13 protein-coding genes are annotated in these 18,650 nt (G+C 63.2%); 7 read left to right on the top strand and 6 right to left on the bottom strand.

The window, feature by feature from the left end:
* Window positions 1-60: 60 nt before the first annotated feature.
* From CR492_RS07860 to CR492_RS07845, 3 genes are all read right to left on the bottom strand, one after another.
* Complete coding sequence (locus CR492_RS07860; RefSeq protein WP_245412011.1) at window positions 61-2,781, bottom strand: phosphoenolpyruvate carboxylase; 2,721 nt, start codon at window positions 2,779-2,781, stop codon at window positions 61-63.
* A 313-nt stretch (window positions 2,782-3,094) separates the two neighbouring features.
* Window positions 3,095-4,021, bottom strand: a complete 927-nt coding sequence (sucD, locus tag CR492_RS07850) for a succinate--CoA ligase subunit alpha (RefSeq protein WP_102843186.1) — start codon at window positions 4,019-4,021, stop codon at window positions 3,095-3,097.
* 76 nt (window positions 4,022-4,097) lie between these two features.
* A complete protein-coding gene (locus CR492_RS07845) occupies window positions 4,098-5,282 on the bottom strand; it encodes a malate--CoA ligase subunit beta (protein WP_102843233.1) in 1,185 nt (394 codons plus the stop codon).
* 400 nt (window positions 5,283-5,682) lie between these two features.
* On the opposite strand from CR492_RS07845, the gene CR492_RS07840 reads away from it, so the two are divergent.
* The 5 genes from CR492_RS07840 to CR492_RS07820 all read left to right on the top strand — a co-directional run bounded on the left by CR492_RS07840 (window position 5,683) and on the right by CR492_RS07820 (window position 12,430).
* A complete protein-coding gene (locus tag CR492_RS07840) occupies window positions 5,683-6,948 on the top strand; it encodes a glycerate kinase type-2 family protein (protein ID WP_102843185.1) in 1,266 nt (421 codons plus the stop codon).
* Between the two features lie 166 nt (window positions 6,949-7,114).
* A complete protein-coding gene (locus tag CR492_RS07835) occupies window positions 7,115-8,305 on the top strand; it encodes an aminotransferase class V-fold PLP-dependent enzyme (RefSeq protein WP_102843184.1) in 1,191 nt (396 codons plus the stop codon).
* Window positions 8,306-8,554: 249 nt separating this feature from the next.
* Window positions 8,555-9,496: a D-2-hydroxyacid dehydrogenase gene (locus tag CR492_RS07830; protein WP_102843183.1), complete on the top strand. Its 942-nt coding sequence runs from the start codon at window positions 8,555-8,557 to the stop codon at window positions 9,494-9,496.
* A 24-nt stretch (window positions 9,497-9,520) separates the two neighbouring features.
* Entirely contained in the window at window positions 9,521-11,197 is a 1,677-nt protein-coding gene (locus CR492_RS07825; protein WP_102843182.1) for a formate--tetrahydrofolate ligase, read from the top strand.
* 141 nt (window positions 11,198-11,338) lie between these two features.
* A complete protein-coding gene (locus tag CR492_RS07820) occupies window positions 11,339-12,430 on the top strand; it encodes a hypothetical protein (protein WP_102843181.1) in 1,092 nt (363 codons plus the stop codon).
* A gap of 581 nt (window positions 12,431-13,011) precedes the next feature.
* Here the strand turns inward: CR492_RS07820 and CR492_RS07810 are convergent.
* The 3 genes from CR492_RS07810 to metC all read right to left on the bottom strand — a co-directional run bounded on the left by CR492_RS07810 (window position 13,012) and on the right by metC (window position 15,616).
* Complete coding sequence (locus tag CR492_RS07810) at window positions 13,012-13,332, bottom strand: hypothetical protein (RefSeq protein ID WP_102843179.1); 321 nt, start codon at window positions 13,330-13,332, stop codon at window positions 13,012-13,014.
* A gap of 221 nt (window positions 13,333-13,553) precedes the next feature.
* Complete coding sequence (locus tag CR492_RS07805; protein WP_102843178.1) at window positions 13,554-14,357, bottom strand: hypothetical protein; 804 nt, start codon at window positions 14,355-14,357, stop codon at window positions 13,554-13,556.
* Window positions 14,358-14,428: 71 nt separating this feature from the next.
* On the bottom strand, window positions 14,429-15,616 hold the full coding sequence (metC, locus tag CR492_RS07800; RefSeq protein ID WP_102843177.1) for a cystathionine beta-lyase: 1,188 nt from the start codon (window positions 15,614-15,616) through the stop codon (window positions 14,429-14,431).
* A 330-nt stretch (window positions 15,617-15,946) separates the two neighbouring features.
* On the opposite strand from metC, the gene CR492_RS07795 reads away from it, so the two are divergent.
* Complete coding sequence (locus tag CR492_RS07795) at window positions 15,947-17,338, top strand: NAD-dependent succinate-semialdehyde dehydrogenase (RefSeq protein ID WP_102843176.1); 1,392 nt, start codon at window positions 15,947-15,949, stop codon at window positions 17,336-17,338.
* 268 nt (window positions 17,339-17,606) lie between these two features.
* Window positions 17,607-18,620 (top strand): amino acid ABC transporter substrate-binding protein, encoded by a 1,014-nt coding sequence (locus tag CR492_RS07790; RefSeq protein ID WP_432431201.1) that lies wholly within the window; start codon window positions 17,607-17,609, stop codon window positions 18,618-18,620.
* The last annotated feature ends 30 nt before the right edge of the window (window positions 18,621-18,650 follow it).

Genomic DNA, 18,650 nt, shown 5'->3' with positions numbered 1-18,650 from the left:
CTTTCGAGAGCATGTAGGCCGCGCGATCCGCGACGGCGAATTGATACGACGGTCGTCACGTCACCCGGTGGCGCCAAGACCGCTTGAAATGCAGTTGATCGAGAGCAGAAGATTCGATTTGAAGGCTTCCTTGCTCAATTCATTCGTGCTGGCGCGGAAGTTCCGCAACAGCTCGACCTGCTCGCGATTGACCTTGTTGATGGTTTTGAGCCGCGTCGCGAGGCGCGAGCGATAGGCCGGAAAGCGCTGCGCGATTTCGTCTTCGCCAGTGATCTTCAGGATGCTTTCGCGCGTCAGCCTGTATTCGGCCTCGATCATGCCGAAAATCGCCTCGCGCACGTCGTCGTCGTAAACGAGCCCCGCATATTCGCGAGCGATGTCGAGATCGACCATGCCGAGGGTTTTCTCGACCTCGCCGACAACCATGCGAAACAGGTCGGATTCGGCGAACATGCGCTTGAGCAGGGTCAGGCCGCGCTCCTTGCGCACGTCGAGGAAGCTCGCAATCCCGCTGCCGACGCCATACCAGCCTGTGATGACATGACGATTCTGCGCCCAGGCGAACACCCAGGGAATGGCGCGCAGATCGGAAAGCGTGCGCGCGCCGAACCGCCGCGCCGGACGTGAGCCGATGTTTAGCATCGAGATTTCATCGAGCGGGCTCGCCGACTGGAAATAGGTGAGCAGGTCCGGATGATTGATGAAATTGGCGTAGGCCGCGTGCGAGGCGCCAGACAGCGCCTCCATCGCCTCCTCGAATTCGGCGCGAAGGGCAGGGGCGGCGCGCTCCGACGTCAGCGTATGCTCGAACACGCTGGATCCCAGCATTTCCATCTGGAAGCCGGCGGTGCCCTTGTTGGCGTATTTGAATGACACCACCTCGCCCTGTTCGGTGACGCGCAGGCGTCCCTGAATCGAGCCGGCCGGCTGGGCCGCGATCGCCTGCGCCGTCGGCGCGCCGCCGCGGCTCACCGAACCGCCGCGTCCGTGGAAGAACGAGATCGGAATGCCGGCCTCGGCCCCGATCTTGGCGAGCTTGTCCTGCGCCTTCGCAAGCTCCCAATTCGAGGACAGGAAGCCGCCGTCCTTGTTCGAGTCGGAATAGCCGATCATGACTTCCTGCACGCCGCCCTGCATGCGGGCGCTGCGGCGCACCAGCGGCATCGACAGCAATTCGCGCATGATCTGCGGCGCGGCGCGAAGGTCTGTGATCGTCTCGAACAGCGGCGTGATCGACAGCGTGCACGCCTCGACGCGCGTTGCGTCATGATAGAGATCGGCCTCCTTGGCGAGCAGGTAGGCGCCAAGCACGTCGGCGGCGGAGCGCGTCATGCTGAGCACGAAACTGCCGAACGCCTCGCGATCGAATTCCTCATCGGAGTCGCGGGCAAGCTTGAACATCCCGAGCGTTTCTGCAGCTTCCGGCGGCAGCGCGCGATAGACCGGCTGCCCGATGCGCGGCCGCGCGAGCTCGGCGAGGATCCAGGCTTTCCATTCGTCCGATTCGACGGCAGGCGGCTCACCGTCAGCCTCCGCATGCATGGCGCGCCACAAGGCCTGCAGCGTCGCCGTGAGCTTCGTTGTGTTTTCGCGCAGATCGAGCCTTTGCGTGCGGAAGCGGAACACTTCGACGGCAAAGCGCAGCGGACGCACGAGATCCTGCCCGAGGCCAATGCTGCCGCTCTCCGCGAGCGCCTGCTCGGTCACTGCGAGATCGGAAATGAGATCGTCCGCGCTGATATAATAAGGGCCCGGCGTCCGCTCGCCTTCGTAAAGGGCGAGCGTCGCCCTCACCTTGGCGTGTATGCAGAACAGAAACTGGCGATATGGCTCGCCGGGATTGCGCAGCGCAATTCCGGCGCCGTCGCCGCTTTCGCCAAGAGCGCGGTTCAGCGCCTCGCGAAAGCCCGAGGGCGGCGGCAGGGCCCGCTCGGAGATCGACAGGCTTTTCATCAAGTTGAACAGGCGTTGTTCGTAATAGCGCAGGCTGGCCTTGGCGTTCTCCCGCAGCGCGCGGCGCGTCACCTTGTTAACGACGAAGGGATTTCCGTCGCGGTCGCCGCCGATCCAGGAGCCGAACTGAAAGAATTGCGTCAGCGTGAAATTTTCGCCCGGGTAGAACCGCTTCAGGGCGCGGTCGAATTTTTTCAAAAGTTCGGGCACGCCCTCGAAAAGGGTTTCATGAAAGAAATGCAGACCCCAGGCGATTTCCTGCTCGACCGAGGGTTTCTCCAGCCGCAATTCGCCGGTCATCCACAACAGTTCGATTTCGTCGCGCAGCTGGTCGATGATGCCGGAGCGTTCCCGGCCGGTCCAGCGCGGCTGCTCGAGCTCGACCAGCAGGCGGTAGATGCGCCGGTGCTTTTCGAGCACGGTGACGCGTTTGGCTTCCGTCGGATGCGCGGTGATGACCGGGCGCACCCGAGTCTGGCTCAGCTTCTCGGCGACTTCGGAGCCCGGAATTCCGAGCTTCGCCGCCTTGGCGATCACATTGGCGAAAGTGCCCGGCACAGCCTGTTCGCCGAGCTCGCGCTCGGTCCTGCGGCGCTCGCCCATGGCGGCGTCCTGCTCGACGATCGAAAGCAGCTGAAACCAGATGCCATGCGCCTGAAAAACGCGTGAAACCACCTCCGGCGCCGCATTCTGGAGCACCGTCTCGCCGGACAGCACCGGCGCGATTTCGGGATGGTGGCGTTGCACCACTTCAAGCAACAGCTGGTAGAGAATTTCCGCGATGCGCTCGCCAGAGGGCGCGCCGTCGCTGACGTCGACAACGCGCATGGCCTGCTCCAGGCGCCGTTCGGCTTGCAGCTCAGTCATGGCGGGCGCTTCCTTGCGATTTGAGCTGGCCGGCGTGGAATTTGCGGTTGGCGGTCATCGGCCCTGCGAAGCCTCCCTTTTTGATGTGATCGGATGCGGAGGTTGCATCCTCCGTCGCGATCCGTTGCGGCCGGAGCGGGGCGTCCTGTCGGGCGCCGCTTCGCGCTACGGGCAAGCGGGGCGTTGCGCGCCGCAACCTCGCAACCAGGCGCCGGCGCGACCTTGGCGGCAGGCTGCGCGGCGACTTGGCCGCCGCGCAGCGTCATGTGCGCAATTAATGCGCGGCTACGGCTTCCGGCGTCTTGGCTGGCGTCGTGCTGCGGCCGAGCACCCTTGCCATGGTGGCGCCAAGCTCGCTCGGGCTTGGCGCGACGGTGAGGCCGTAGGATTTCATGATCTCGGACTTTTCCGCGGCGCTGTCGCCGGAGGCGGAGATGATCGCGCCGGCGTGGCCCATGCGGCGCCCCTTGGGCGCGGTCAGGCCGGCGACATAGCCGACAACCGGCTTTGTCATGTTGTCCTTGATCCAGGCCGCGGCCTCGGCTTCCTGCGGGCCGCCGATTTCGCCAATCATCATCACCGCCTCGGTCTCGGGATCCTGCTCGAACAGGATCAGATGATCGAGGAAGGAGCTGCCGTTGATCGGATCGCCGCCGATCCCGACGCTGGTCGAGACGCCGATGCCGAGCTCTTTCATTTGCGCGGCGGCTTCATAGCCGAGCGTTCCCGAGCGCGACACGATGCCGACCGAGCCACGCATGTAGATGTTGCTTGGCATGATGCCCAGCATGGCTTTGCCGGGGCTGATGATGCCGGCGCAGTTCGGCCCGACCATCAGGGTGCGGCGGCCGCGCTGATAGCGCAACAGATAGCGCTTGACGCGCATCATGTCCTGCGCCGGAATGCCGTCGGTGATCGAGCAAACCAGCCCGATGCCGGCGTCGGCGGCCTCCATGATGGCGTCGGCGCAGAAGGCCGGCGCGACGAAGGTGATGCTACAATTGGCCCCGGTTGCGCGCACGGCGTCCTTGACCGTGTTGAACACCGGTTTGCCGAGGTGGGTCGAGCCGCCCTTGCCGGGCGTTACGCCGCCAACGACATTGGTGCCGCACTCGATCATTTCCTTGGCGTGGAAAGTGCCTTTGTCGCCGGTAAAGCCCTGCACCAGGACCCGGCTGTTCTCGTCGATTAGAATGCTCATCTCGCAGCTCTCCTAAAAGCCGATTGCGCCGCAAGAAACCTGAAGCAATTGCGGCGCGAATGGCTTTTGATCTTGTTCAGTTCAGGCTTCTGGCCGGCGCTGCGCCGGCCGCTTCGACCGCCGCGCGGGCGGCGTCGGCGAGAGTGTCTGCTGAAATGATCGGCAGCCCGCTGTTGACGATGATCTCGCGCCCCGCCTCGAAGTTGGTGCCGGAGAGACGCACGATAAGGGGAACATTGACGTTGAGGGTGCGGCAGGCCTGGACGACGCCTTCGGCGACCCAATCGCACCGGTTGATGCCGGCGAATACATTGACGAGGATCGCCTTGACGTTGCGGTCGGACAACACGAGGCGGAACGCCGCGGCGACGCGCTCGGGCGATGCGCCGCCGCCGACGTCGAGGAAGTTCGCCGGAGCGCCGCCGGCATATTTGATCATGTCCATCGTCGCCATCGCGAGGCCGGCGCCGTTGACGATGCAACCGATGTCGCCGTCGAGGCCGACATAGTTGAGATTATGCTCGGCGGCCTGAACCTCGCGGGGATCCTCTTGCGAATGATCGCGCATGTCGGAGATGCCGCTGCGCCGGAACAGCGCGTTGTCGTCAAACGACATCTTGGCGTCGAGCGCCAGCACACGGTCGTCCTTGGTGACCACAAGCGGGTTGATCTCGACCATGGTCGCGTCGAGGTCGCGGAAGGCGCGATAGCAGCCGAGCATGCTCTGCACGGCGCGGCTGACCTGCTTCAGATTGAGGCCGAGGCCGAAGGCGAGCTCGCGCGCTTCGAACGCCTGCAATCCGACGGCGGGCTCAACAACGACCTGCAAAATTTCTTCCGGATGCTCCTTGGCGATTTCTTCGATCTCCATGCCGCCGAAGCGCGAGGCGATGATGCGCACGCGCTCCACTTTGCGGTCGAGCACGAAGCCGAGATAGATTTCGCGGTCGAAGGGCTCTGCGGCCTCGATGTAGACGCGCTGGACGATCTTGCCTTCGGGGCCGGTCTGGTTGGTGACGAGCGTCTTGCCGAGCATGTCGTTTGCTGCAGCGCGCACTTCATTATAAGTCTTGCACAGCTTGACGCCGCCCGCCTTGCCGCGCCCGCCGGAGTGGATCTGGGCCTTGACGGCCCAATGCCAACCGCCGAGCTCGGTTGCGCAATAGACGGCTTGATCCGGGCTGTAGGCGACAGCGCCGCGCGGGGTTGCGACCCCGAAGTTGGCCAGGATCTCCTTGGCCTGATATTCGTGAATGTCCAGCTTCCCCTCCTCCACATTGAGAGCGCTCCGCTTCGCGCGGGCTGCCCGATCGTCTCATCTTTTTGTTGCGGCGCCGAAGAACATGGCGGCAGGCCGCGAGCGGCGTCCTTGTTGAGCCGATGCGCTTGCAGCGAAGCATCGGCGCAAGCGCGCGAAGATTAGCAGCCCTTTTTTCCCTTGGCCATCGCGGCGGCCGACATCTGGCGCCACCCCGTCGGCCACAAAACAGCGACCCGTATAAGCTGATGTTATAGCGTGAGAAGCGCTTGCGGCGCTCCTTTATTTTTTTTAGGCGCGCCTCAGTTTATTTAGGCGCCGGTTTGCCCGGCTATGTCTTGCGGCAGTTCGTAAAAGCGCGGATAACGGCCACACTCGCACCTAACGCGGATTTCGAACTCGCATGACCTTTGATCCAGGCAAGCTCCTTCTCGACATGTTCGAAGCCGCGGTCAGCGCGGCCTCGCCCGAGAAATGCCTGCCGCAGCATCTGCCGCCGCGGCCGAAGGGGCGCACCATCGTCGTCGGCGCCGGCAAGGCGGCGGGCGCGATGGCGAAGGCGGTCGAGGATCATTGGGACGGCCCGCTCGAGGGCCTCGTCGTCACCCGTTATGGCCATGGCGCGCCCTGCCGCCGGATCGAGGTGGTCGAGGCAGGCCATCCGGTGCCGGACGCCGCCGGCCGCGAGGCGGCCGAACGCATCCTTGCCTCGGTGAAGGGCCTGACCCCCGACGATCTGGTGCTGTGCCTGATTTCCGGCGGCGGCTCGGCGTTGCTGGCCTTGCCGGCGGCTGGGGTCACGCTCGCCGACAAGCAGGGGATCAACAAGGCTCTCCTGAGGAGCGGCGCCAACATTTCCGAGATGAACTGCGTGCGCAAACATCTCTCCGCGATCAAGGGCGGCAAGCTCGCCGCCGCCGCGGCGCCTGCGCGCGTGTTCGCCCTGATGATCTCCGATGTTCCGGGCGACGATCCGAGCGTCATCGCCTCGGGTCCGACCGTCGCCGATCCGACCACCTCGGCCGACGCGCTCGCCATCATCGAAAAATATCAGATCGCCGCGCCCGATCACGTGCTCGCCTATCTGCGCTCGCCGGAGTCCGAAACCTTGAAGCCCGGCGATCCGAAGCTCGCCGGCGTGACGAATGTGATGATCGCGACGCCGCAAATGTCGCTCGATGCGGCCGCGGCGATTGCGCGCGCCGCCGGCGCCGCGCCGTTGATCCTCGCCAATGACATCGAGGGCGAGGCCCGGGATGTCGCGCTGGTGCATGCCGCCATCGCTCGGCAGGTCTATCATTTCGACCAGCCGGCTCCTGCGCCCTGCGTGCTGATTTCGGGCGGCGAAACCACCGTCACCGTGCGCGGATCGGGACGCGGCGGACGCAACGCCGAATTTCTGCTGGCGCTCGGCGTTGCGCTCGACGGCCATAAGGGCGTCTATGCGCTCGCTGGCGATACAGACGGCATCGACGGAACGGAAGACAACGCTGGCGCGCTTTTGTTTCCGGACAGTCTCGCCAAAGCTGCTGCGGCCGGCGTCAGCGCGAAAGCGCGGCTCGCCGATAATGACGGCTATAGTTTCTTCGCTGCGCTCGATCATCTGATCGTTACCGGGCCGACCCGAACAAACGTCAATGATTTCCGCGCCATTTTGGTGGCTCGATAGAACTGTCGCTTGAGTTGGCATGCGTCGCGCGGCGCCGCGGCAGCACATCGCGAGTATAAGCAGAGTTCTCTGGCCGTTCGCCTGGCTGGTCAAGCAATCGCCGGTGACTTGAGATTGTCGGCTTTTTCGTGGATACTACCAAAGTAGTGCAAATGGAGGATACATAATGCCGGGCCGTCACTTTCTTTTTGTCCCAGGACCGACCAATGTCCCGGAGCGGGTCGCGCGCGCAATGGTCGTGCCGATGGAGGACCACCGGTCTCCTAAATTCCCCGAGCTGACTCTGCCGCTGTTCCAGGATCTGAAGAAGATTTACAAGACCAAGGACGGCCAGGTCTTTCTTTTCCCCTCCTCAGGCACGGGCGCCTGGGAATCCGCCTTCAACAACACGCTGTCGCCCGGCGACAAGGTGTTGATGTCGCGTTTCGGCCAGTTCAGCCATCTCTGGATCGACATGGCGCAGCGGATGGGCTTCGACGTGCAGATCCTCGAGGAGGAATGGGGCACGGGCGTCAAGCCAGAGAAGATCGAGGAGATCCTGCGCGCCGACAAGTCGCATCAGATCAAGGCCGTGACCGCGACGCACAATGAGACGGCGACGGGCGTTGCGAGCGATATCGCCGCGGTGCGCAAGGCGATGGACGCCGCCGGCCATCCGGCGCTGCTGTTCGTCGACGCCGTGAGCTCGCTCGGCAGCCTTGACTTCCGCCAAGACGAATGGGGCGTTGACCTCGCGGTTTCCGGCTCGCAGAAGGGCCTGATGTTGCCGGCCGGCCTTGGCGTGCTCAGCGTCAGCCAGAAGGCGCTCGCCGCCTCGAAGACGGCGACGTCGAAGCGCTGCTATTTCGATTTCGACGACATGATCAAGGCCAATGCGGCCGGCTATTTCCCCTATACGCCGCCGCTGCCGCTGCTCTATGGCCTGCGTGAATCGCTGAAAATGATCGAGGAAGAAGGCCTCGAGAATATTTTCGTGCGGCACAGCCATCTCGCCGGCGGCGTGCGCGCCGCAGTGAAGGCCTGGGGTCTTACCCCCTGCGCCAAGGAGCCGAAGTGGTATTCCGATACGGTGACCGCGATTGTCGTGCCGCCGCAGTTCAATGCGGTGCAGGTCATCAGCACGGCCTATAGCCGCTACAATCTGTCGCTTGGCGCCGGATTGTCGCAGGTCGCCGGCAAGGTGTTCCGCATCGGCCACCTTGGTGATCTCAACGAACTGATGGTGCTCGGCGCGCTCGCCGGCGCCGAAATGGCCATGGCCGACGTTGGCATTCCGGTCACGCTCGGCAGCGGCGTCGGCGCGGCGCAGTCCTTCTATCGTGCCGCCGCGCCCGTCAAGGCTGAAAAAGCGGCCTGACCGCTCATCTTGCGAAAGCGCCGCGCGTTTTTCGCGCGGTGCATTTTGTCGCGGGCGGATCGGCGGCCGACGCGGAATAATCTCGCCCGATTCCGCCGCGATCCCTCCTGCGCCGGCTGCTTCCTTTGCGATATTGCCAGGGGGATGCGGCAGGCCGCATAGTTGCGTTGAGGCCGCCTTCACAGGGGCCGGCGACGCCGCCATCAAACCCGTTCACGTCAATAACATCCAAAGACAAAAGGGAGCGCCGTGACACATTCGATCGTCTTTCTCGACCGTTCGACCCTTGACGCCAATGTGCGGTCGCCGGACTTTCCGCACAGCTACAAGGACTATGACGTCACCGCCCCCAATGAGATCGTCGAGCGCCTCAAGGGCGCGACGATTGCAATCACCAACAAGGTTCCGCTGCGCGAGGCGACCCTCGCGCAACTGCCCGATCTGAAGATGATCGCCGTCGCCGCGACCGGCACTGACGTCATCGACAAAGCCTACGCCAAGGCTCATGGCGTTACCGTGTCGAACATCCGTAACTACGCCTTCAACACCGTGCCGGAGCATGTTTTCGCGCTCGCCTTCGCGCTGCGCCGCAGCATCGTCGCCTATGTTGACGACGTGCGCGCCGGCCGCTGGCAGGAAAGCGATCAGTTCTGCTTCTTCGACCATCCGATCCGCGACATGCGCGGCTCGACGCTCGGCATCGTCGGCTACGGCGCCCTCGGCAAATCGGTCGGCAAGATCGCCGAAGCCTTCGGCATGAAGATTCTCGCCTATGACGTCTTTCCGCAGCCGGGCCTCGTCGACCTCGACACGCTGATCAAGGGCAGCGACATCATCACCTTGCATGCGCCGCTGACGCCGGACACCAAGAACATGATCGGCGCGCGCGAACTCGATATGATGAAGCCCGATGCGTTGCTCATCAACACCGCGCGTGGCGGCCTCGTCGACGAAGCCGCCCTTGCCGACGCCCTGAGCGCGGGAAAGATCGGCGGCGCCGGCTTCGACGTGCTGACCGTCGAGCCGCCAAAACAGGGCAATATTCTGCTCGATCTCAAATTGCCGAACCTCCTCATAACGCCGCATGTCGCCTGGGCGAGCCGCGAAGCGATGCAGATTTTGGCCGACCAGTTGATCGACAATGTCGAGGCTTTCGCCGCCGGCAAACCGCAGAATGTCGTTGAAGCCTGAGTTCAGATTGTTTTAGGAGCGGCCATGGCCTCGGATATTGAAATCGCCCAGCGCGCCACGATGGAGCGCATCACCAAAGTCGCGGCGGAAAAGCTCGGCATCGACGACGCCCATCTCGAACCCTACGGACATTTCAAGGCGAAGATTTCGCTCGACTATGTCGACAGCCTGAAAGACCGCCCGGACGGCAAGCTCATTCTCGTCACCGCGATCAGCCCGACGCCGGCCGGCGAAGGCAAGACGACGACGACGGTCGGTCTTGGCGACGCGCTGAACCGCATCGGCAAGAAGGCCTCGATCTGCCTGCGCGAGCCTTCGCTTGGCCCTGTGTTCGGCATGAAGGGCGGGGCGGCCGGCGGCGGCTACGCGCAGGTCGTTCCGATGGAGGACATCAATCTCCATTTCACCGGCGACTTCAGCGCCATCGCGCTGGCGACCAATCTCCTTGCCGCGATGATCGACAATCACATCCATCACGGCAACGAACTCAACATCGACGTGCGCCGAATCGCCTGGAAGCGCGTCGTCGACATGAACGATCGGGCGCTGCGCGACATCACCATCGCGCTCGGCGGGACGGCGAATGGGTTTCCGCGCCAGGATGGATTCGATATTGTCGTCGCTTCCGAGGTGATGGCGATTTTCTGCCTCGCCAATTCGATCGAGGATCTGAAGGCGCGGTTAGGGGCGATCGTGGTCGGCTACACAACCGATCAGAAGCCCGTGCATGCCCGCGATTTGCAGGCCCATGGCGCGATGGCCGTGCTGCTCAAGAATGCGCTGAAGCCCAATCTTGTGCAGACGCTCGAGAACAACCCGGCTTTCATCCACGGCGGGCCTTTCGCCAATATCGCCCATGGCTGCAATTCTGTGCTCGCCACCAAGACGGCGCTGAAACTGTCCGACTATGTCGTGACGGAGGCAGGCTTTGGCGCCGACCTTGGCGCTGAGAAATTCATCGACATCAAATGCCGCAAATCGGGCCTGCGGCCGCAGGCGGTCGTTATTGTCGCCACGATTCGCGCGCTGAAATATCACGGCGGCGTGGAGCTCAAGGAGCTCAACACGGAAAACCTCGATGCGCTGCGCAAGGGGCTCTCCAATCTCGAACGCCATATCAACAACATCCGCAATCACTACGGGCTGCCTGTTGTCGTTGCGATCAACCACTTCACAGCGGACACCGCGGCCGAGGTGGATCTCCTGAAGAAGAGCGTCGCCGATCTTGGCGCGCCGATCGTCGTCTGCCGCCATTGGGCGGAAGGCGGCAAGGGCGCCGAAGATCTGGCCCGCGTCGTCGTCGAGATGATCGACAAGGTTCCGAGCGATTTCCATTTCGTCTATGAGGATTCCGCCTCGCTGTGGGACAAGGCGACAGCAGTCGCGACCAAGCTCTACGGCGCGACCAAGGTGACGGCGGACGCCAAGGTGCGCAACCAGATCAAGAAGCTGGAAGAGGGCGGCTACGGCAATTTCCCGATCTGCATCGCGAAAACCCAATATTCCTTCTCGACCGACGCGAAGCTGCGCGGCGCGCCGACGGGCCATGACATCAACATTCGCGAGGTCCGGCTTGCGGCCGGGGCGGAGTTCATCGTCCTCGTCTGCGGCGACGTCATGACCATGCCGGGGCTGCCCAAAGTTCCGTCGGCGACCAAGATCGACCTCAATGAGAAGGGCGAGGTCGTCGGACTGTTCTAAAGCGCTTCCGACCCACATGGGCCCAACATCAAGCCGGCGCGCGCGCCGGCTTTTTTGCGCGTGTGCGCTTGCGCATATCGTTCATTGTCGCAAAAAGCTGAACAAGCAGGCCCGCCATGGCCGGCGCAAGGAGCTGACAGCTTGTTCACCGAGGATGATCTTTCCGCCGCGCGCGCCGCCGGCGTTCTTTCCGAGAGCGATTATCAGCGCCTCGGCGCCTTCCTGCTCGGCCGAGCACAAAGGGAGCAAGAGCAACAGCCGCAGGGCCAAGAGCGTTTGACGGCGGCGGCCGAACCGGCGCGGTTCGACGTCATCCATCTGCTCTGGTACGCCGGCGCCCTTGTCATTATTGCGGCGATGGCCGTGTTCATCAACGAGGCGTTCAACGCGCTTGGGGGTCCGGGGCTGGCCCTGGTCGCGGTCTGCTACGCGGCCTTCTTCGTTTTTCTTGGCGATCATCTTTGGCGCCGCAAGGATCTCAAAATCCCTGGCGGACTTGCGATCACCATCGCCGTCGCCATGACGCCGATGGCGATATGGGGCCTGCAGGAATCGTTCGGCCTTTGGAGCGAAGAGGCGACTGGCAGCCACGCCTATGGCGATTTCGTCCCCCTCATCAACGGCAACTGGCTCTTTATGGAGCTCGGCGCCGTCGCGGCGACGCTGCTTGCGCTGCGCTTCTTTCCCTTTGCGTTCCTGACGATGATCGCGGCGGTCGCGCTCTGGTTCATGTCGATGGACCTTGGCGCGCTGCTGACGCATGGCCGTTACGACGAATATGAACTGCGGCGGGAGGTCTCGCTCTGGTTCGGCCTCGCGCTGATCGGCGTCGCCTGGTTCGTCGACGTCAAATGGCGCCCGGCGGGGGATTTTGCCTTCTGGCTGCATCTTGCCGCCGCCGCCGCCTTCTGGGGCGGCCTCACCTTCCGCGCCAGTTCGGGCGAATGGCTCGCGCTAACCTATTGCCTCATCAATGTCGCGCTCGTCTTCTTCGCGGTGTTCGTGCGCCGGCGCGTCTATGCGGTGTTTGGCGCGCTCGGCGTCAGCATCTACCTTGGGCATCTCGCCTATGACGTTTTCGATCACGTCGTACTTTTTTCCTTCGCGCTGTCGGCTCTCGGTCTCGCCATTATTGGGCTTGGCATCGCGTTGCACAGGAAAATCGGCGCGATAGACGGCTGGATCGACGCCAATGCGCCGCCGGCGCTGCAACAGTTGCGGCCAGAGGCTTGATTTTGCTCTATCTTTCGACCGCTTCCGACGACTTGGGCGCCGTTGCAAGCTGTGCGTCAAGCGCCGCGAGATCCTTGCGATTCGCGTGAAGCCTGCGTTCGAGTTGCAGGAGGATTGAACGGCTGCGGCCGCCAAGGGCCGGTGAATTTCTCGCTTCCGTCAAATCATCTTCGGAATGTCGTACGAGCAGCGCGATTTCCTCGCGCCGCGCCCTGAGGTTCCCGATTTTGTGCAGCATCCCCGATTCCCCCCTGCCGCGTTTCGCAGGAGCATGACACTGCACTTTAACGCCTCAATCTCGGCGCGGTTTCACGGCGCCCGAGAATTGCAGCGTCGCAGCGGCATGCGCGAACGGACGGAAACTATGGGAACCTCAAGATGCGGCGTTGATACGGCGAAGGTCGCGCCACATGGGCCTCAGGCGTGGCCTTTTCTGGGCGACTTCACGGTCGGGCCCTTGCCCAGGCTCACTCAGGCGATTGCCTGCCGCCATTATCATTCGGCGATGTATGTGACCGGACATATTGTCGCACGCAAGCTGGCATGCCTGCGTGCTTCGTTTTCATGACCGCAGGCCTGCTTTAGCGGGAGGCGCTGCCGTTGACGCCGCCAAAGCCAGCCCGTTCGGCAAAGCCCTGACCCTGGGTCCGGACGAAAATGTTGCTGCTTCCGGCGCCTGCTCCGGTGTTATATTCGCCATAGTAAGAGCTGGGATCGATGGCGCCGCCGGTCTGCGGAGCGGCGAGCTGTCGGCCATCGACGGTCGCAGTGGGCGAAGCTCCCGACACCCGGTCCACAAAGGACTGCCCTGGATAGCTGACGCCTGCGGTGGCGGTCTGCTGGGCAATGGCGCCGAAGGCCAGGATGGTGATGGCCCGGATGATATTTTTTGAAGCGCTCATGATCGTTGCTCTTTCATTTCGCTGCAGGACGGGGTTCCCCGCTCTCTCTGTGGCGAGTAATATGAACGGTCATATTGAGATTGGCAATAGCAGAAGCGTCTCATCGCGCGAACGTGATTAAGGGCGGCAGGCCTTGCCCGCCAATCGCGATAAGCGCGCAGGCGCTATCGGCGCCGCCTGATTTTATGGATTGGGTGTTTGGGGCTTGGGATTTTTGCGGATCAGGAACGCGCCATCAATTCAATGGCAAAGCCGTAGATGCGCCGTCGCGGCGCCTCCGGCAAAGCGGCGAGCGTTTTGAGATAGGTTTCGCCCGCCTGACACATTTCGCCGTCGCTCAGCGGCGGGTTTAAAACCTTGCCGTCAAGCAGCGTCGTGATTGCGGCGTTGGAGACGCCTTGCGCGCGTAGCGCATTCTCCAGCGTGTGGAAATCCTCCTCGGTCGGCCGCTCACGGTCGCCTCTTTTATCCTTGCCGTCGCTGATGGCGTCGAGGCCTGCCGCGGCGAGCGCGGCGAGCAAAGTGCGATGATCGCGCGTAAAACCCGTGAAATCGGCGCGGCCGCCGCCATAGAGGAAAGCGACGCACAGCGCCTGATCATTTGCGGCCAGCGCATGGAGCATGGCGTATCTGGCGTCGAAATACCGATCGAGCGTCGGACCGTCCGCCTTCGCTGCGAGGATCCCATGCGAGCGCCGCAAGCCGCGCGCGGCCTCGATCATTAGCGCGTCGGCGCTGGAGCTCTCGCCCGCATTGGCCGCGCGCTCCGCGGCGCTGACGAGAAAGGCTTCATATTCGGCGGGGAAACCCGCTTTCAGCGCCTCGAAGAAACCGGAATAATCGGGGGTTCCGGCGACCGTCCGTTCGATCGCCCGGCGCATGGCGGCAATCTCCTGCGGCGAGGCCTGACGCTCGGCGACGCGTACCGAGGCCGGCCCGCGCGCGGCCTCATGCCAGTAGGCCCAGCCAAGGATGATCGCGACACATGCGGCGAGGCCAAGCAGCGCGAGCCGCAGCGTATGCATGCCGGCCGGTTCTCCTTATCGATTTTGCCAGAATGTGCCCACAACCGCGCGACGAGGGCAAGCGCGCGCCTTCAGCTTGCCGCGCGCAGCCGCTCGAAGCCCCGCTCGAGGTCGGCCTTGAGGTCGTCGACGTCCTCGAGCCCGATGTTGAAGCGCAGCGCCGGTCCGGGCGATGTCCACAACGTCGCGGTGCGATAGGCGCGGCAGTCGAACGGGATGACCAGGCTCTCGAAGCCGCCCCACGAAAATCCCATGCCGAACAGTTCCAGCCCGTCCAGCATGGCGGCGACCGCCTTTTGCGGAAAGGGATTGAGCAGCACGGAAAACAGGCCCGTCGAGCCGGTAAAATCGCGCTTCCACAACGCGTGGCCTGGGCAGGAAGGCAGCGCCGGATGTAGCACCTTTGCGATTTCCGGGCGTGCTTCCAGCCATCGCGCCATGGCGAGCCCTTGCGACTGCGCCTCGCGCAGACGCAGTTCCAGCGTGCGCAATCCGCGCAGGGCGAGAAAAACATCCTCCGGCCCGGGGCACATGGCGAAGGCGTCGGCGGTGGCCGCGAGGCGCGGCAGCCATTCTTCCGTCGCCGAGATGAGGCCGAGCAAGAGGTCCGAATGGCCGGAGAGATATTTGGTGCCGGCCTCGATTGCCATGTCGGCGCCGCGCTCATGCGGCGGGAAGAACAAAGGCGTCGCCCAGGTGTTGTCGAGGATCGCGCAAACTCCCCTAGCCCGCGCGATGGCGAAGATCGCCGGAACGTCGGGCAGTTCGAAGCTTTGCGATCCAGGCGTCTCGAGGAAGATGACGCTGGTGTTCGGCCGGATCAGATGCTCGATCCCGGCGCCGATCAGCGGATCAAAATAGGTCGTCTCCACCCCGAGCCGCGCGAGCACGCCGTCGCAGAAAATACGTGAGGGCCGATAGATCGAATCGGTGACGAGGATGTGGTCGCCGGCTTTGACCGCGGTCAGGAGCGCCAGCGTGATGGCGGCGAGCCCCGTCGGGGCGAGCGCCGCGCCGGCGGCCCCGCTAAGCTCGGTCCATGCGTCGGTCAGCGCCTTGGTCGTCGGCGAGCCGGACGTGCCATAGGTGAAAGGCGCATTGCGGGTCACGAGGTCGTGATAGCTTGGAAAAAGCACGGTCGAGCCGCGATAGACCGGCGTATTGACGAAGCCGAATTGCTCCGACGGGCGGCGGCCGGCATAGACAAGCTTCGTCCGGGTCTTCAGCGCTTCGTGATCGATTTTGGTTGGTTCGGTCATTCTCGTCCAATCGGGCGTTGATGCGCCGCAAATTGTTGTCGCGCCGCGGCAGACGTCAAGATCACGCTTCAGCGCATTTCAAGAAAAAGCGCCGTCTGGCGTCAAGAAATAGCATTTAAACAGGGGTTTAATTACTGGCTCGGGTGAGCGTTGGCGATGGCCGTCTGCACGCTTCGATCTCAGATCAAGCATAAATGACCATGCTTTGGAATGGCGAGAGCAATCACGCCTTGCAAACCGCGGCGCCGGTGGTCAGGTCGAAGCCCATCAAGGGCGCATCGGACCGGCGACCTGCGCGGGGGTCCCGCGCCAGCCAGAGGAGGATCTATCGTGGCCTATGCATCCATAAATCCCTACACCGGCGAAACCCTGGAGACTTTTCCCGACGCCGCCGACGCCGAAGTCGAGAGGGCCATAGAGAACGCCCACGCAGCCTTTCTGTCATGGAAGGACGTTCCTTTCGCCCGCCGCGCCAAAATCATCCAGAGCGCGGCCAATAATTTGCGCAAGGAGAGCGACGCCTACGCCCGGCTGCTGACGCTCGAAATGGGCAAGTTGTTCTCGGAGGCCAGGGCGGAGGTCGAGCTATCCGCCGCCATCTTCGAATATTATGCTGTGAACGCCGAAAAGCTGCTGGCGCCGGAAAAGCTTCCGGTTGCCGATCCCGCCGAGGGCGAAGCGATCCTCGTGCATGAGCCGCTTGGCGTGCTGCTCGCCATCGAGCCGTGGAATTTCCCCTATTATCAGATCGCCCGCATTCTTGCGCCGCAACTGTCGGCCGGCAATACGATGCTGCTCAAGCACGCCTCCAACGTGCCCCAGAGCGCCGCCGCCTTCGAGAATTTGATGCGCGCCGCCGGCCTGCCCGACGGAGCCTTCAAGAACCTTTACGCCACCCGCTCCCAGATCGAGCTGATCCTCAACGATCCGCGCGTCCATGGCGTCGCGCTGACAGGGTCCGAGGCCGCCGGCTCCGTCGTTGCGGCCCAGGCGGGCAAGGCGCTGAAAAAATCGACGATGGAGCTTGGCGGCGCCGACGCCTTCGTCGTGCTGGCGGACGCCGATCTCGACAAGACGGCGAAATGGGCCGTGTTCGGGCGCCATTGGAACGGAGGACAGGTCTGCGTTTCCTCCAAGCGCATGATCGTCGTCGACGATGTCTATGAAAGCTTCCTTGATCGCTACAAGGCGGGGGTGGCCGGTTTGCGCGCGGGCGATCCCTTTGATGACCGCACGACCCTCGCGCCCCTGTCGTCGCAGGGCGCGGCCGATGAGGTGAAGGACAAGATCCGTGAGGCGGTCGGCCATGGCGCGACGGCGACTGAGGTCGGACCCAGCGTTCCCAATCAGGGCGCTTTCGTGCAGCCGACGATCCTCACCGATTTCACGGAGGACAATCCGGCCCGCTACTGGGAGTTCTTCGGTCCGGTGTCCATGATGTTCCGCGCCAGGGACGAAGACGACGCCGTGCGCATCGCCAATGATTCCCCGTATGGGCTCGGCGGCTCGGTATTCACCTCCGACCCGAAGCATGGCGCCGAGGTCGCGCGGAAAATTTCGACCGGCATGGTTTTCGTCAATCATCCAACGATGGTGAAGGCAGATCTTCCTTTCGGCGGCGTCCGCCGCTCCGGCTACGGCCGCGAACTGATCGGCCTTGGCATCAAGGAGTTCGTCAATCACAAGCTGATCGACGTCGTCGACATTGACGCGCCGTTCTGACGGCGCCCGCCCGCCTTTTAAGCGGAAATTAGCCGTTTCCGGCGGACTTTAGCGCGCATTGCGCCATTGTTCATGAATCGCGCATGCGCTCATGAGGGCCGCGAGGCCGCAAAGCAGCCCTGCGCCGAGCCGCCGGGCGGGCCTCTGTTTGGCCTCTTGGGCCGACGCTCTTGACCCGTTTCCGCAAAGCCCTCTAGTTGCGTCTGCGGGCCTGCCTTTGAAGCGCCGGCGCGCGGGATCAATTCTGGAATGGTTTCGCATGTTCAAAATGAACGTCGTCAGGACTCTTTTTGCGCTCGGGCTCATGATCGGCTGTGCGCAGGGGGCGCAGGCGAGCCTGCTCGATCAGGTGCAAAAGCGAGGGTTTTTGATCTGTGGCTCCAATCCCGGCGTCCCGGGTTTCGGCCTGCCCGACGATAAGGGCGGCTGGACGGGATTTGACGTCGATTTCTGCCGAGCGGTCGCCGCCGCCATCTTCAATGACCCGACCAAGGTCAAATTCATCGCGCTGAGCGCCAAGGACCGCTTCACCGCCCTGCAGTCAGGCGAGGTTGATCTGCTCTCGCGAAACACGACCTGGACGCTGTCGCGCGAGACGGGGCAGGGGTTTCTCTTCGCCGGGATCTCCTATTACGACGGACAGGGCTTTCTCGTGCGCAAGAAGCTCAATCTTTCCTCCGCGCTCGAATTGTCCGGGGCCTCGATCTGCGTCCAGCAGGGCACCACGACGGAGCTGAATCTCGCGGATTTCTTCCGCGGCAACAATATGAAATATGAGCCGGTCAATTTCGCCAATGCCGAGGAGGCGGTGCGCGCCTATGAGGGCGGCCGGTGTGACGCCTATACGACCGACGCCTCTGGGCTCTATGTCGAGCGCCAGCGTCTGACCGACCCCGAAGACAGCGTGGTGTTGCCGGAAATCATCTCGAAGGAGCCGCTCGGCCCGGCCGTGCGTCAGGGCGACGACGAATGGTTCAACCTCGTCAAATGGACCCTGTACGCCCTCGTCAATGCGGAAGAACTCGGCGTCAATGCGAAGAATGTTGACGAAAAGGCCAAATCCGATCGGCCCGAGGTGAGGCGGCTGCTCGGTTTTGAAGGCAATTTCGGCGAAGGGCTCGGGCTCGGCGCGGACTGGGCCTATCGCATCGTCAAGCATGTCGGCAATTACGGCGAAATTTTCGATCGCAATCTCGGCGAAGGCTCGCCTTTGAAAATCAAGCGGGGCATCAATGCGCTCTGGACCAAAGGCGGGTTGCAATACGCTCCGCCGATCCGATAGGCGCAGAATTTGACGGCAGGGAGCGATGGA

Source organism: Methylocella silvestris, from assembly GCF_002891535.1.
GTDB lineage: Bacteria > Pseudomonadota > Alphaproteobacteria > Rhizobiales > Beijerinckiaceae > Methylocapsa > Methylocapsa silvestris_A.
This window is presented reverse-complemented; position numbering and strand designations above follow the sequence as displayed.